The following is a 16381-nucleotide window of genomic DNA, read 5'->3' on the forward strand; positions in this document are numbered from 1 at the left end:
TCATTTTCCAGTTTAATGCCATGGCCTGGCAAAGATTCAGCCCCTGGCCTTCACCGTTTTGGTGAAATCGCTCAGATTGGATTCAGGATTCACATCCCGCCAAAAAACAAGGGCGATATGGATTCTTCCTATCGCCCCGCTATTTTTCGCTTTCATGCCCTCAGGAAATTATTTCGCCTGACTCACCATATAATCCACCAGTGCTTTGACATCAGCATCGGATAGGCTGGCATTTCCACCTTTGGCAGGCATCGCATTCTTGCCCTTGATCGCACTGTTGTATAGCGTATCCGTACCACTCTTGATACGGGAAGCCCATGTCGATTTATCACCGAGTTTGGGAGCGCCCGCGGCACCACTTGTGTGACACGCAGCGCAACTTGCTGTGTAGATTGTCTTGATCCTATCTGCGCCATCTGCAGCCGCTGCCGGAGCGGCTACCGTACCTGCCTGACTGGCTACTCCCACGTTCTCGTCAGCCTGCGGCGAATCACTTGCCATGATCAGCCGACCCACCGGTTTCAAGCGCTTCGCGACGGCTTCATCCGAATAAATGGGATCATTCTGATCTACCGTTCTATCGCCCGTAACAAGCTGTGCCAGCAATATAATAGTCAAGACTGGAAACAAAAAGGCGGCCAGAACGACCGTAATCAATTGTTTCGGTGTCTTGATGGACGAGGTATGCCCTTCTTCTTCATCAATCTCGCTCACAATAACTCCCCAAGGAAAAAGGGGTTATTGTATAGATTCATGCGTGTTGAAGCAAAATGCAATTCGTTTACGTTGGACGTGGGATTTAAAAAAGGCTATTCTATGGCATCCAACCGGTTTGCTCGATAAGGGTTACACCACTTCATTTGCGCCCATAGCTCAGCTGGATAGAGTACCGCCCTCCGAAGGCGGGGGTCACACGTTCGAATCGTGTTGGGCGCGCCACAAAATCAACAACTTACCTCATATAGCCAAGTGGAGAATGATTTCGTGTCAGCACGGTGTCAGCAAACCTCAGTCGATGTAGCATAATTGCCGACGATACTCTCGTCCTCAATGCAGCTAAAATCTCGTGAGCTAGCTCCATACGAAGCTCTTCCTGCTGAAGTCGAGCGGACGCTTCACTCGTTAAATACACTCTCACCCATTCAAGCACGGCAGTATCTCAAGGGACCTCCTAACAGACTCCCGTACTTCGTATATCGATACCTTAGCCCGGAAATCCCGCAGCTTTTTCTAGCAGATTATTTAGTAGACTCTTATTTTTATTTGAGTCCAGCATCTGCCTTTAACGACCCTTTTGATACGGGAGCGCACATAACGGTTAGCGAAAACGTAAAGAAATTGACATCTAAATATAAAAAAGAAATTAGTGTTCACATGCCCGGGGCGAATTGGAAACAAAGAGAAAGAAAACTGAGGGAGCTAATGTTTCAATCGTCGGCCAAACGTCTTTCAGATACCAGAGCGGCCTTTGAAAAAAATTTAGATGATGCGGGGGTTATTTGCTTCAGCGATAAGGCCCGTGATTTATTGATGTGGAGCCATTATGCATCCCATCATCGGGGACTGGCAATTCAGTTTCATATCATTAACGATGTCCGAACAATGACTAGGTTAAGCCCCGTTGATTATTCAAAAGACTATGTTTCAATTGATTGGACCGATTACACTCACGAGCAACTAGGTGTGGCGTTTCTTAGAAAACATGAGGGATGGAAATATGAGGAGGAGCGCCGGATTTTTGTTGTTGACGGCGCCAGAAAGTATCTGAAGTTTCGACCCCAATTGGTTACGGGGTTGATATTTGGCTGTCGTGCAGATCTAGGGCTTAAGAAAAAAGTAATGGAAGTGCTAACTCAAAGATCATCTCAGAAACTTCCTCCAATTAAGATATATCAGGCCACCAAGCATCAAAAGGAGTACCGCATTCGTTTAGGAAGAGATCGCTCGATGGATTGGCCTACATAGTTAATTCTCTATTTTGGGATGTGAACTAATGTCCTTCATCCCATGGACGGTTACCGAATGCGGAGAAATCGAAAGAAGATTTTATCGAAACAGTCATCAAGCTACCAGTGTTCGGCTTGGTGCGGTTTAAATGTCGGCGCATGACTGGTTGACAGGGGAAGAATCGGTACAGATTCTGGGCGGCTAATGAGGCGTTTAAAGTGGGGTGAGAGAAATACCCTCGAGTGAGGATGTGCGAAAGGGTCCTTCCCTAGCTAGAAAGGATAGACATAAAAAAGCCCACGTCTCGGGTGGGCTTTCAGGGTTTTTAGGGACGCTACTTGCGCAATTGTCAACTGAACTGCAGTTCTGCGGACCGCTGATGGTTAGCCTCTCGCCCTGTGTATACGCCATCCCAATAGTCCCAAGCCTGCCAAAAACATTGCGTATGTTTCTGGCTCCGGGACCAACTGAGTGATCGGGTTCATATGCATACTAGCTTGACCAGTAGCGGCAAAGGTTAGCCCTGTAACAAATGCTGTGGCGGAGTTCGGATCCAGGCCCGCGCTGGTTTCGATGCCTGTGATTCTAAATCTATCCACTCCTGCTCCACCGAATGCATGCTGTATGCCAGAATCTAATGTCGAATCCAAGGTCCATTCGGTCCCATTCCATAAATATAAGCTAAAGTGGCCATCACCAACGCTCGGGAGCAACACGGATGTGAAGTTTGGGCCGGAATCTAACAGGTAGTCGTATCCGACTGCTACCGTAGGATCGATATAAAGAAGCTCATTTGGTATCGTAAAATTGAACTGCCACCCACTTGGCAAAGTAGCGGTTGGCAATATCGGGTTCTGGGGTGCAAAACCTGATGCAACTGGGACATCCCCCTGGCGTACTGCCCAAGCATAGTTATCGTCATCCTTACTCCACCCTAGTTCCAAGCCGAGCCGAAAAGAGTACGTTTCCGCGTAACTTTTATCATCTGTGAGTTCCTGATTGGTCCAGTAGTAAGCAAAAAATGATGACGATTGTATATTATGGAATAGGCCATACTGAGAGTTATGATGAGTTGCTATATCCCCCCCAGCGATTCCGCCCAGTTCTTTCTTAAACAAGTTGTCCATTTCACTATAGTAAGGCTCACAGATTGAGCATAATACTTCGTATATCGAGGTTGCAGGTAAACGCCAATCGCTGTAACCAGCGTAAGTCAGATTGGACGCCCATACAGTCGCTTCGGACCAGGTCATCTGACCAGTGGCATCAAAACCGGAAGTTTTCGCATAATTCGCATCCGCCATCCATGTGATGTTGCTCCCACTATCATAAATCAAGCCATTCCCCCGATCGAACAGATCCGCATGCGAAGCCGTGCTTATGCTAAGCGATGCCCCCACGACGATGCTAAATACTTTTTTTTTCATTTTATTTTCCTAGAAAGAAGAATTTTATTAACGTCTTTTTATGTGCGACATAGATACCCGCCGAGATGTTGGAAGTAATGAATGCTCAAAATTATTTGTGCGACCCTATATACTCATTGTAGATTAGATAATTTTATAGAGAATCAGCAGGTTTGGGGTAATTGCGTGGCAGATCGGGCAATAAAAACCCGGCGCAGTTTTCTGGCAGGGGCAGGGTTATTTCATACACTGCTGATTGTTTCCAGAAATGTTAACCACACAATCGAATGGCCCGCATTTGCACAATGTGATGTGTGTTGTGATATGTGCTCCGGTTCCTGGAGGCGGAACATTCACCGCTGCACTGGATTTGCTTCCAAGCATACCGAAAGAATGGATGGTAACAACGCACTTCAGGCCTTCCTTTTTCCGCGCCCAAACACTGCATACTCCATCCCCCCAGTCACCACTCAGGCTTATTGAATACGCCGGTATAGCGAGAGGCCGCTGTCCCTGCCCTCAGGCGGAGGAGTATCCTGACGACGCTCACGGTAAGTCTGTTTAAAAATCCCGAAAGGCAACAGAACTTTGAGACTCAGCCGCCTCAAGGTATATCGACGATTAGAGGTGGATATCACCTGTAAAATTTTACAGCTATCAGGGAACTGAATCTTGGTTTCTAATGGCGTTACCATAGCGTCATAGGAGGTCGCCTCCCTTGTTTAAACCATCTCCATATATACATACGATACCTGAAACACTATGCATATTGTCAGACCTGAACTCTCCCACTCCGCGCGCGTCCGTATTCGATTGAATTGAGATTCGATCCTGCAGCCCGGTTATTATTGCTATTTCTGCTAATGGGTAGCATGTCCATTGCCGACAGTGTTGTCGCAGCAGGATTTGCCTTACAAAACCAGAATGGAGCTGGAACGGGCTATGCCTACGCCGGAGCGGCGGCGGTCGCGCAGGACGCTTCAACGATCTATTTCAATCCGGCCGGTATGACCTATCTTGCCCCCAGACATCACATTTCCGGGGCGTTTAGCTTACTGGTGCGGTCGTTGAAGTTCAATGATACGGGCAGCGGCGCATTACTGGCCTACCCACTCGGCGACAATGGCGGCCAGGCGGGTGGCTTGGCCGCGATTCCAGCGGTTTATTGGACCATGCCTGTTACATCCGCGCTGCGCCTAGGATTGGGTGTGTCGCCAACCTTTGGCAATTCCACGGAGTGGAGTAATACCTTCGTCGGCCGGTATCAAGGTGTTTTCTCGGAAATAAATGCCATCAATTTCAATCCCAGCATCGCCTGGCAAGTGAATGACTCCATCTCGCTCGGCTTAGGCTTTAACGTCGTGAGATTCGAGGCTGATTTGCGCAGCATGTCGCCGGTAACAGCACTATTACCTGCACGGGTGGATGCCAGAGCAAAAATGACCGGTGACGATATAGGTTTTGGCTATAACCTTGGCGCCATGTTCCAGTTGACCCCGGCCACGCGCGTGGGTTTGACCTATCGATCAACGGTGAATCTGAAAGTGGATGGGCATCTTGCGATACTCAGCAATACCCTGCCGGCTTCTGTCTCTGTTGAATTGCCGAATACTGCATCGGCAGCGGTGTCCCATAGGGTCAATGACCGGTTGCAGCTTCTCGGTGACGTGACATGGACAGGCTGGAGCAGCATGCCCGCATTGGCGGTCAGGAGTCGTACTTCCGGAGCTGTCCTGTCGAACGAGTCGCTCGGATTTAAAGATAGTTATCGCGTGGGCCTGGGAGCTCAATACCAGTATAGCGATACCCTTCGACTACAGACAGGAGTCGCTTACGATCAGTCGCCGGTACGCAATGCGGCGGATCGAACCGTTCGCCTGCCGGACTCGGATCGTATCTGGCTGGCCTTGGGGTTTAACCATAAGATCAACAAAAAGACATCGATCGATGTCGGATATGCCCATGTATTCTTTGACAAGGCCGAAATCAATCGGGCGACGAACAATAACCCACTGCTCCAGATTGTCCGTGGTTCCTTCAATACCTCTGTACACATCATTTCTGTTCAACTCAACCACCGATTTTGATCTCATCGCGAGGATGAGCCGGCACCCATGGAGAAGCAGAATTCCAAGAATGAATCTAATATTAGTGGTGTGAGATCACATACACCAGAATCGACACCGCAAACAGCAAACACGTACCGCTCTAAATATCGCCCATGGCCGAACCCCATGACCGGGGAATATGGTGTTGCGTAAATTCATAAACACTCCAAATGATACAGCATAAGCCATCGAGTGATTCGAACACCACGCAATCCGACGCGCTGAAAGTCGAACAAACTCGACTGCTCTATGCCAACTTACCAACTGCCATCGGCACCAGTCTGGTGCTGGCGCTGATTCTTGTCTATGTACAGAGACCGGTGATAGATCACGCCTTGTTGTTTGGCTGGCTTATAGTGATGATCATGGTTTCATTATACAGGACTATTTTAATAGTACTTTGGCACGGCAACCGAGAGAGTGGCATATATTTTATTTTGCGTTGGAGACTCAGGTTTCGTGTGTGGGTCATCGCCAGTGGACTGGTTTGGGGCATGAGCGGCATACTACTGTTCCCGGCGGGAAACATGCCCCATCAGGTATTCCTTTCCTTTGTCCTGGCTGGATTGAGCGCCGGAGCCGTCACCACATTGTCAATGGACAGATTATCCGTATTGAGCTTTCTGCCGCTGACACTGCTACCGCTGATCATACGTTTCTGGATGGAAAGCAGCGAAATCTCCCTGTCCATGGGCGTGATGACCGCACTTTTTTTAGTTGTTATTTCGCAAAATGCGTCACGAGTAGGACGCACTATCCATGAAAACCTAAGCCTGCGTATCGAAGCATCCGCTCGTGAGCAGAGATTAAGACACAGCGAGGAAAGCCTGAATCAGGCGCAGCAAATCGCCCTTTTGGGAAACTTTGACTGGAATCCGGTTTCTGGAGAAATGAGGTGGTCCGACGAACATTTTCGTCTGTGGGGTCTGGAACCCCATGCCGTAATACCCAGCTATGCGCTATTTTCGCAAGCGATACATTCCGATGACGTGGCGCCGCTGGAAGAAATACTCCAGCAGGCGCTGCGAGGTGGGCGCTTCTATGACTTCACGTACCGGATACGTTGGCCCGATAACAGCGAGCACCAGATCCATGGCCGGGGCGAGGTAGTGTTCGATGATGCTGGCCGGGCCGTTAACGTGACAGGTACCGTGCAGGATGTCACCGCGCACAAGCAGGTTGAAGAGGCTCTGCAAGAGGGCAAAATGCGCCTGCAGCAACTGAATCAGAATCTCGAACAGCTTGTCGCCAAGCGCACAAGTGCGCTGAGAGAAAGTGAGGCCCGCTTCCGGTTCCTGTTCGAGCACATGGCGGTAGGTGTAGCGCAGATCGATACCATGACCGGCCGCTTCGTGCGCGTCAATCAGAAGTATGCCAATATTATTGGCTATACGGCTGCGGAGATGCTCGCACTGGATTCTCAATCCCTTACCCATCCCGATGATCTCAAAACCGCCGTGGACAATATGGAGCGCCTCAAGGCGGAAGAGATTCGCGAATTCGAGATGGAGGAGCGGTATTTTCGCAAGGACGGTATGGTCATCTGGGTGAAGGTGACGGTTTCACCGATGTGGGTGCCGGGTACAAAACCCGATTATCACATTGCGGTAATACAGGACATTACTAAGCACAAGCAGGCGGAAGAACAAGTACATCAACTTGCTTTCTATGATCCGCTCACCAGGCTGCCCAACCGGCGCTTATTCCTGGATCGTTTGCAACAGGCGCAGGTTCATAGCACACGCCACAAGACCCATTGCGCGGTCCTGTTCATCGATCTGGATAACTTCAAGACGCTTAACGACACGAGAGGTCATGATATCGGTGATCTGCTTTTGATTGAGGTTGCTAAACGCCTCCGCGATAATGTGCGCAGCAGCGATACCGTAGCCCGGCTGGGTGGCGACGAGTTTGTCGTAATCATTGAGGGATTGAGCGAAGACTCTCCGGGAGCAGCTGCCCAAGCCAAGGAAATCGGCGATAAGTTTCTAACATCTGTCGCCCAGCCTTTCAAGCTTCAGGAGTTTGAATACCACGGCTCCTCCAGCATCGGTATCCGCTTGTTTCATGATGGCGAGACCAGCATAGATGACCTGCTCAAGCATGCCGATACCGCGATGTATCAGGCCAAGACAGCGGGGCGCAATACCCTGTGTTTCTTCGACCCTTCCATGCAGATCGCGCTGGAAATGCGTACCGCTATGGTAACTGAGCTGCGTCAGGCCTTGACTCGTCAGCAATTCAAGCTTCACTATCAGAGGCAAGTCAATGCGGAAGGCTCTGTGGTGGGTGCGGAAGTCCTGCTACGCTGGCAGCATCCCGAACGAGGAATGATTTCGCCGATGGTATTCATTCCGATCGCCGAAGAGACCGGTCTCATTGTGCCGCTTGGGAAGTGGGTGCTGCAGATGGCTTGTGCGCAGCTTAAGCAATGGGAGCACGACCCGGGTACCCGCAACTTCCAGCTTGCCGTCAACATCAGCGCACGCCAGTTCCGTCAATTGGATTTTGTGGATGAGGTACTTGAGGTACTGGAAAAATCGGGAGCCGATCCACTCAAGCTCAAGCTCGAGCTTACGGAAAGTCTGGTGCTGCAAGACATTACTCATAGCATTGAGAAAATGGAGACATTATGCAGTGCCGGCATACGTTTCTCACTGGATGACTTCGGTACCGGACACTCCTCGTTGACCTATCTCAAGCGTTTGCCGCTGGAGCAAATCAAGATCGACCAGAGTTTCGTAAGCGACATCACTACCGACCCAAGCGACGAAGTAATCGTTCGCACCATTATCGTGATGAGCAACAGCCTTGGAATGGAAGTCATTGCCGAGGGTGTGGAAACGGAAGAACAGCGAGACTTCCTCGCCCGGAACGGTTGTTACACCTATCAGGGCTATCTGTTTGGAAGACCCATGCCAATCGAGGATTTTCAGAAACTGATATCCCGATTTCAAGTATAAGATTTAATCGGGCTAACCTTCATCGGCTTTCATGACACAAGTCTGCGCAAAACAGCTCTGACGCTTCACTATCTCGAATTAAAACCGGCCTGATACTTTCACACCCCGACTTTTGTAGCCAATTCCTTTGAACGGCAGGCTGCTAGATCTCGACGCGTGCCCCCAGCTCGAGAACCCGGTTAGCGGGTAACTTAAAGTATTCCGCCGCGTTGCTCGCATTGCGGGTCATGGCTGCGAAAAGGCGTTCCCGCCATAATGCCATGCCGGCGCCGGAACTCGGCACGACGATCTGGCGACTCAGAAAGTAGGACGTTTGTAACGGCTCGAATATAAGTCCATATTCCTGGCACAATTCAAGTGCATAAGGCAGATTGGGCTCGTCTTTGAAGCCGTAACGGACAGTAACTTGGTAGCAGTTATTGATTAATGGCTTTACGGAGACTCGCTGGTCTTTAAGAACCCGTGGGGTTTCCAAATGGGCCACCGTCAAGAATATCACTCGCTCATGCAAAACCTGATTATGAGCAAGATTGTGCAGAAGCGCATGGGGTACTCCATCCAAATCGGCCGTCAAAAAGATCGATGTGCCGGCGACACGTGTCGGAGGATGCGCCAGCAGCGATTCCAGAAATGGCTGAAGCGGAATAGCGGCGGAGCGTAAGTGCTCGAACAGGATTTGACGTCCGCGATGCCATGTAACCATGATGGTAAAAATTATCACTCCGATTACGAGCGGAAACCATCCGCCCTGGGCAAGCTTCAGGGTGGTGGCCGCAAAAAATGTCATGTCAATGGCAATAAAAATGGTTGTCGCAAAAACAGCTAAAAACCAGGAGTACTTCCAGGCGTAGCGAAGTACGAAAAATGTCAGCAATGTTTCAATGACCATCGTGGCCGTTACGGCAAATCCGTACGCGGATGCGAGACTGGAGGATGAACCAAAGCCCAGGACCGCCATAACTACCGCTGCAAGCAGTGTCCAATTGACAAAAGGAATATATATCTGACCGATCTTTCGGTCGGAGGTGTGCTTGATCTGCATGCGCGGCAGAAATCCCAGTTGGATGGCCTGTTTGGTCATGGAGAAAACGCCGGAGATAACGGCTTGCGATGCGATGACGGTGGCTACGGTCGCCAATCCTACAGCCGGATAAAGCGCCCAGACGGGGAACAAAAGATAGAAGGGATTGGAAATTGCCAGCGGATTGGAGAGCAGCAGCGCTCCCTGCCCGAGATAATTCAACGTAAGCGCTGGGAGCACACATCCATACCAGGCAAATCGGATAGGTTTGGCGCCGAAGTGTCCCATATCCGCATAGAGCGCTTCTCCACCTGTAATCGCGAGCACCACGGCACCCAAGGCGACAAACGCCAACCACCCGTTGTCTAGGCAGAAGGCGATGGCATGAACCGGATTCAGCGCGGACAATATCTGGGGAGCGGCCCCGATATTGGCGAGACCGGCAAGCCCAAGCGTACTGAACCATATCAGCGTGATCGGTCCGAACATGGCGCCGATTCCGCCGGTTCCCCGCTGTTGAATTAAAAAAAGCGCGATGAGCACAGTCAATGTGATGGGTACGACGTACGGCTTGAGAAGCGGGGTCGCCACTTCCAATCCTTCCACGGCACTCAGCACAGAAATCGCCGGAGTAATAACCCCGTCTCCATAGAACAGCGCTGCGCCAAAGCCACCGATGAGAAATAGAGCATTGCGCAGTTGCGGATGACTTGCGACCGAGGAACTGGCGAGCGAGAGCAATGCCATGATGCCACCCTCACCCTTATTGTCCGCACGCAGGATTAGCGTTATGTACTTGAGCGAGACCACCACCATGAGCGCCCAGAAAATGAGCGAGATAATGCCGATTATATTGCCCTCGCTGACGGCAAGCCCGTGGACAGGATCAAAAACCGTCTTCATGACGTATAAAGGACTCGTACCAATATCGCCGTAGACTACCCCCAGTGCGGCGAGACTTAGCACGCTCAGAGACTGATGCCCGGTAGTTGTTTTCGATTCGGTATTTTCGCTGATCATGATCCCAGACCCCGCAATGGAAGCACATCCGCCAAAAATGTGAAGTTGAGCTGAAGCCGGAAGTTATTGCAGGTCATGTGACGCCAAACTCAAAAAGAAGGGTGAAGAATAGGGGTAAACAGGTAAACTTATTGATTTGGCGAGAAAATACCATAAATTTCGTCATTCCGGGCTTACCGGGATCCAGTCCAGACCAGCAAGGCGCGATCCGGGCGCCATTGACCAGCTTGAATCGGCATGGCGCTTATACTGTTTGCTTGTTGGATCAACAGGATTTGGATACATTTGAAGCAGACTGGTTTACCTGATGGTGGCACCATGGTGGCTTGGACATTCATACTGCAAGCAGTAAGCCGTATACAGTACTGCGGTCCCCTTTGTGTCAATTTGCAGTATCGCGGGCGTATAAGTTTGAAGACCCTTTCATGGCGGCTTGGGTAATGAATGGATTGCTTGCTGGTACATACGGCAATTGCAAACAAGACTACAACATATCCGGAGAAATGCTGGCATGCAAGACGACTTCGGCGATATCCCCCTTATTTTTGCTGCTAAACCACCATATTGCGCCTTTCCGGACGCTCCATTCCACTGGGTCGCCTGACATGAGAAAGGCCGCGACTTCTCCAAGTGTAGGCTGATGGCCCACCACCACTACCGCTCCTTTGGCATTCGGCCAATCTGCAGCTGCGAGAATTGCTTTTGCCGATACACCCGGCCCAATTGCCCTGACGGTTTCGAAATTATCATCGAGCGCCGTTGCAGTCTGCTGGGTGCGCGTGGTGGGACTGACTATGATACGTGTGTTTTTTGGCAATCTTGGCTTGAGCCATTCGGCCATGACGCGCGCTTGTTTTAACCCCTTATCTGTAAGTTTCCGCGCGCTGTCGGGCATACCCTCCTCAGCTTCGGCGTGACGCCATAAAATGAGCTCCATGTTTTCTCCTATAGTAAAACTATTGATCCATAGTAGCCTGACAGTGTGCCGGGTAGAGACAATCTTGGTCGCACGAATGAACTGACGTTGAACTGACAAAATGCGCTATAGCGACTATCACCTCTGATCTTGTAACTGGCAGACCTACGTGAAAATTGCCTCATCATCAACTGGCGAACATGCGCGAATGAGGGAACCGGTAGTGAATGCCGATGGAAGGAACTCTGTCAGCGAAAAATCTATTGTGGATGACGGGGAAATGATGCTTGCGGAAATGGCGGGCATATCCGCCCGCCTTCCATCGCAATTAGGACTTCAACGCAGAAATGGGGGCGCCAAAGTTGATGTGGAAAGGTGCTCCATTGATTACGATTGCGGGCACCGACTTCACGCCAGCCGCTTCAGCAGCCGCAATGCGATCGGCGTGTTCGCCGAGATGCACAAGCTCCACATCGTAGCGGGTGGGATCCAGGGCATCAGCAATCTGACGCTCGGCTTCGACACATACAGGGCAGCCGGCATGGTAGAAAGTAGCAGGTGTTTTCATAGTTGATATCTCCAGAAGATTTAGATGTCAGTGGGGACTACCCACGTTCGCAAGAACCAGTTGAGCTGTAACCATGCGACGGGGCCATTATAACCCAAGACCCCCAGGCGATCAAAACTGCGGGCGGGATGACACCCATGAATTCCGATATAGCTGTGCATTCGACGATGGTGTCTATTGGCGATTTTTAACCTTGATACGGCAGTTGGCTGCTCATTTACCGGATTGACATTGTAATTATGCTATTTGACTTTTACTCTTGGATGTGCCCGCAGCAAAGACAAATTAAAGATTGGTTCCGGCGGATGACAATTACCTTGCTATGCTCCGCTATTTGTCCCATCTTTTATTGCCAATGCCAATGCATATAACAGATTCTTGCTCTCACCGGTTATTTCCGCCGCTAATTTGACGGCCTGCTTCAGTGGCAAATTTTTTAATAATAGGGCCAACGCATGCTGTGCCTGATCACTGACCTTTTCTTCAATTTGGACTTCTGCGCCGGACACAAGTAGCACGAACTCGCCCTTTTGATGGTTGGCATCAGCCTGCAACCATGCGGGAGCATCATGCAAAACACAACTGTGAAACGTTTCGAACACTTTGGTCAACTCTCTGGCAATAGTGAGTCGGCGATGCATGCCCAGCACCTGAACCAGATCGGCCACGCAGTCAATTATACGATGCGGGGCTTCGTAAAATACCAGCGTGTGAGGCTGCGGCTTTAGCATCTCCAGTTCGCGTCTGCGAGGCCCGGAATTGACAGGGAGAAATCCGTAGAACAAAAAATGGGGCAGGGTGATTCCTGATGCAGACAGAGCACAGATGGCCGCGTTGGCGCCCGGAATCGGGGTCACTTTGTAGCCTTGATCCCGCACCAAGCTCACCAGTACACTCCCCGGATCAGAAATCCCCGGCGTACCTGCGTCAGTGACAAGAGCAATGGATTTTCCTTGGGCAAGCAAATTTGCGACCTTTTTCGCCATGACGCGTTCATTGTGCTGATGCAATGCCATCATTTTTCTGGATATCGAATAATGTGCCAATAAATGCGCAGTGGTGCGGGTATCTTCGGCGGCGATTACATCCACCGCCGCGAGTATGTCCAATGCCCGAAGACTGATGTCCCGCAGATTTCCAATGGGGGTGGCAACGACATATAGCGTGCTGGGGGATATCATAGTATGGTGATTCATTTATTTGATGGTGCCGCGTTGGATCGTTGCACTATAAACCAAATCTGGCGCCGGGATGGAACGGGTGGGTGTTTTTCAACGTACCCGGCATGGCTTAGCCATACAAGATTTCTATTTTATTGCGTGATGACTTGGGCTGGGAGATCGGCTGGAGAATGAGCACCCGCTGCCGAATTTAGATAAATAATCAATCTGTCTTTAATGGAGCCGGAATGATTTATGATCAGGGTGCGCACGAGGATTGAGTTAACGGCGGTCGAGCTTTTCTGGATGTCCATGTATTGCTATCGCCTAACGCAATCCGGGAAACTGATGGTAATGCGTTATGCCAGATTGGTTGGCGTTGTAGAATGCCATATTGGCCGGGATCTCCGGTTAGGGCGGAAATCGGGTACCTTATTGTTTTTGAGCCGGGATTAGGTGGGACGCCAGGATATGAAGGGCAATGAGGCCGAGCGATATGCTGAAACATTTCTGCTGCATCAGCACCTTAACTTGCTTGAACGAAATTACCGATGCCGCTATGGGGAGATCGACCTCATCATGCGAGATGGCGAGGTGCTGGTATTTATTGAGGTGCGGTTGCGCACGAATTTGATTTTTGGTGGGGCGGCGGCTAGCATTACGCGGTTTAAGCAGGCGAAACTGTTACGTTCGGCGCGACATTATCTTGCCGGCTTGAGGACGACACCTCCGTGCCGCTTTGATGCAGTGTTGCTATCAGGCTCCAGCGGATCGGAAATTGAATGGATCAAAAATGCCTTTGATGAATAGAATAGCGTTGTTATCGAGTCGCAGATATTGCTTCCTGATGGTTTTCCCTATGAACAGGATGAGAATCTTGATAATCGGACTGACTTGTAGCGAAGCGAGTATATGACCGAATGCCTATTTTAAGGGCTCATGGTTCTTTTATTTGGTTAGCCGAAGATGGCAGCCATAAGCCGCCCGGAGGCTTTTGTAGCCGATTTCCTTTAAACCCGGCGGGGCTGCAGGTGCGGCGAAAGGATATGATTGTTGCTTTTTTACGAAGGGGACGCTGATGAGAAGTTCGGGTGGGGGATGGCTTTTTTTGCTTGCGCTGCTATTTCCATTTCTTCCGGGATGCGCCGCGTTTATAGCGGCCGGCGTGATCTCCGGTGTTGGTACAGGTGTAGCGGTATCTCAAGACCGGCGGACAGGGGGCATTTTCGTCGAGGATGAAGGGATTGAGATTAAGGCCGGACGCCGCATCGGGGAGAAATTTGGGGGGAATGTTCACGTTAACATCACGAGCTTTAATCGCAACGTGTTGCTCACCGGGGAGGTTCCGTCGGAAAATATAAAGAAGGAGATTGGAGATCTGGTCAAGGGCGTTGAAAATGTACGCAACGTGACTAACGAGATAGCGGTAGCCGGAATAAGCTCGTTCATGTCTCGCAGTAATGACGCATTGATCACATCTAAGGTCAAAGGCCGCTTTATGGATGCCGGGAAATTTCAGGTTAATCATGTCAAGGTCGTTACGGAGAACGGTGTAGTATTTCTGCTGGGCATGGTAAATCGCAAGGAGGCTGAAAGCGCAGTAGAGATTGCAAGTTCGACCAGCGGCGTAAGGAAGGTGGTCAAGGTTTTTGAATACCAAGGTTGATCGTTGCTGCCCGGATATTCAAACCCCGATTGATACACCGAATGCAGATCGAATATTGAAACCTGCGACCTGTAACTTTGCGCATCGCCCGGTGCATGCTTCGGTGCAGGGGCACGTCGTTGAATCGTTGGATATCGGCAAATCTGCCGCGCTGTTTTCTTCAAATGCTTTCCGTTGACTTCGTTACCCAGCTTCGGAATCTTTTGCCTTCCGACCGGCTACTCACGGACCCGGTAGACTGTTACGCCTATGCCTACGACAATAGCCGGAAGATTTTTCCACCTGCGGCGGTAGCGTTTCCGGTGACGGCGATGGAAGTGCAATCCATTGTCACGCTTTGCAATGATCATGGTATCCCGCTCACTCCGCGCGGACGCGGCACGGGGACATCGGGAGGAAGTCTTCCCGAACGGGGGGGTGTGGCATTATCGCTGGAACGAATGCTGCGTATTGTTTCCGTCGATCCCGCCAATCGGGTTATTGTCACTGAGCCGGGTGTTCTCAATCAATCGATACAGGACGCGGCTAAACCCCATGGCTTCTTTTGGCCGCCCGACCCGTCCAGTGCTGCTTATTCGAGCATAGGGGGGAATCTTGCCACTTCCGCGGGCGGACCTCATGCCGTGAAATATGGCACGACCCGAGACCATGTGCTAGGGCTGAGAGCCGTGACGGGGGCGGGCAAGTTTATTAAAACCGGGTGCTATACCACGAAAGGGGTGGTTGGCTATGACTTGACACGGCTTCTGATAGGCTCGGAGGGTACGCTGGCCGTCATCACGGAAGCGACACTCAAGCTCACTCCTCTCCCTCAGGCGCGTAGCGGGATCACCGCGCATTACCGCGATGTCAGCAGTTGTGCATCCGCCATCGTTAAGGTAATGGCGCTTCCTGAAACCCCTAGTGCGCTTGAGTTTCTGGACGCGGGGGCACTTGGCTTGATCCGGGGGCGTTTCCCGGACATGGTGCCTCACGGTACCTGTGCCATGCTGATGATCGAGGTGGATGGACCTTCTCGCAGTATCACGGAATCAAGTGCATCGATTCTTGACGCCTGCCGCAATTCGGGGCTGATTTCCGCCGAGGAAGTGATGGATGCCGCCACCTTGTGGTTGGCACGTAAAACGTTATCCCCGCTATTGCGCGATATTGCGCCAAAAAAAATCAACGAGGACGTGGTAGTGCCGGTTTCGGCGTTACCGGAATTTCTGGATGGCCTTGCGCGGCTGACTGGCGAGCACAGGATTGCCAATGTCAATTTCGGTCATGCGGGGAATGGCAACATTCATGTAAATCTGCTGGTAAATCCGGATGTGGGCAATGAAATGAATCGGGCGGAGAAATGCCTGAATGAGATGTTCGACCTGGTGATTAGCCTCAATGGGACGTTATCGGGTGAACATGGCGTGGGTAGCGAGAAACGTGCATACGTGGGCAAGGAGATTGATTCGACAACGCTGGCATTGATGAAAGATATCAAACGGGTATTTGATCCCCGGAATATCCTTAACCCGGGAAAGTTATTCCCTGCCGATCCCCCGATAGAGTAGCGCACCCTGCTCCTTTACACCCAGCCAATTCGCTGGCTCCGTACGCCTCTTTTTCT

General features: G+C 50.8%; 12 protein-coding genes and 1 tRNA gene. 7 read left to right on the plus strand and 6 right to left on the minus strand.

The features are described 5' to 3' along the window. Positions 1-168 precede the first annotated feature (168 nt). Positions 169-714, minus strand: coding sequence for a c-type cytochrome (locus tag EBAPG3_RS01710; RefSeq protein ID WP_004175097.1), 546 nt, complete (start codon positions 712-714; stop codon positions 169-171). A gap of 148 nt (positions 715-862) precedes the next feature. Here EBAPG3_RS01710 and EBAPG3_RS01715 point away from each other — a divergent pair. Both EBAPG3_RS01715 and EBAPG3_RS01720 read left to right on the plus strand, forming a co-directional pair. Then, a tRNA-Arg gene (locus EBAPG3_RS01715) sits at positions 863-939 on the plus strand. Between the two features lie 111 nt (positions 940-1050). Continuing rightward, complete coding sequence (locus tag EBAPG3_RS01720) at positions 1051-1965, plus strand: DUF2971 domain-containing protein (protein WP_004175096.1); 915 nt, start codon at positions 1051-1053, stop codon at positions 1963-1965. 365 nt (positions 1966-2330) lie between these two features. On the opposite strand, the gene EBAPG3_RS01725 is transcribed toward EBAPG3_RS01720, so the two are convergent. Next, positions 2331-3374, minus strand: coding sequence for an Lcl domain-containing protein (locus tag EBAPG3_RS01725; RefSeq protein ID WP_004175094.1), 1044 nt, complete (start codon positions 3372-3374; stop codon positions 2331-2333). A 797-nt stretch (positions 3375-4171) separates the two neighbouring features. On the opposite strand from EBAPG3_RS01725, the gene EBAPG3_RS01730 reads away from it, so the two are divergent. Together EBAPG3_RS01730 and EBAPG3_RS01735 are read left to right on the plus strand one after the other, a co-directional pair. After that, positions 4172-5440 (plus strand): OmpP1/FadL family transporter, encoded by a 1269-nt coding sequence (locus EBAPG3_RS01730; protein WP_004175092.1) that lies wholly within the window; start codon positions 4172-4174, stop codon positions 5438-5440. A 191-nt stretch (positions 5441-5631) separates the two neighbouring features. Further along, positions 5632-8424, plus strand: coding sequence for a bifunctional diguanylate cyclase/phosphodiesterase (locus EBAPG3_RS01735; RefSeq protein ID WP_004175090.1), 2793 nt, complete (start codon positions 5632-5634; stop codon positions 8422-8424). A gap of 142 nt (positions 8425-8566) precedes the next feature. On the opposite strand, the gene EBAPG3_RS01740 is transcribed toward EBAPG3_RS01735, so the two are convergent. From EBAPG3_RS01740 to rsmI, 4 genes are all read right to left on the minus strand, one after another. Beyond that, on the minus strand, positions 8567-10465 hold the full coding sequence (locus tag EBAPG3_RS01740) for a potassium transporter Kup (RefSeq protein WP_004175088.1): 1899 nt from the start codon (positions 10463-10465) through the stop codon (positions 8567-8569). 484 nt (positions 10466-10949) lie between these two features. After that, complete coding sequence (gene sixA, locus EBAPG3_RS01745; RefSeq protein WP_004175084.1) at positions 10950-11402, minus strand: phosphohistidine phosphatase SixA; 453 nt, start codon at positions 11400-11402, stop codon at positions 10950-10952. Between the two features lie 307 nt (positions 11403-11709). Then, complete coding sequence (locus EBAPG3_RS01750) at positions 11710-11949, minus strand: thioredoxin family protein (RefSeq protein WP_004175081.1); 240 nt, start codon at positions 11947-11949, stop codon at positions 11710-11712. Positions 11950-12269: 320 nt separating this feature from the next. Continuing rightward, entirely contained in the window at positions 12270-13130 is an 861-nt protein-coding gene (gene rsmI, locus EBAPG3_RS01755) for a 16S rRNA (cytidine(1402)-2'-O)-methyltransferase (RefSeq protein ID WP_004175079.1), read from the minus strand. Between the two features lie 450 nt (positions 13131-13580). On the opposite strand from rsmI, the gene EBAPG3_RS01765 reads away from it, so the two are divergent. The 3 genes from EBAPG3_RS01765 (at position 13581) to EBAPG3_RS01780 (ending at position 16325) form a co-directional block, all read left to right on the plus strand. Then, positions 13581-13919, plus strand: a complete 339-nt coding sequence (locus EBAPG3_RS01765) for a YraN family protein (protein WP_004175075.1) — start codon at positions 13581-13583, stop codon at positions 13917-13919. A 268-nt stretch (positions 13920-14187) separates the two neighbouring features. Beyond that, positions 14188-14775: a BON domain-containing protein gene (locus EBAPG3_RS01770; RefSeq protein WP_040851353.1), complete on the plus strand. Its 588-nt coding sequence runs from the start codon at positions 14188-14190 to the stop codon at positions 14773-14775. Between the two features lie 164 nt (positions 14776-14939). After that, a complete protein-coding gene (locus tag EBAPG3_RS01780) occupies positions 14940-16325 on the plus strand; it encodes an FAD-binding oxidoreductase (protein WP_004175072.1) in 1386 nt (461 codons plus the stop codon). The last annotated feature ends 56 nt before the right edge of the window (positions 16326-16381 follow it).

The organism is Nitrosospira lacus, from assembly GCF_000355765.4.
Lineage (GTDB): Bacteria > Pseudomonadota > Gammaproteobacteria > Burkholderiales > Nitrosomonadaceae > Nitrosospira > Nitrosospira lacus.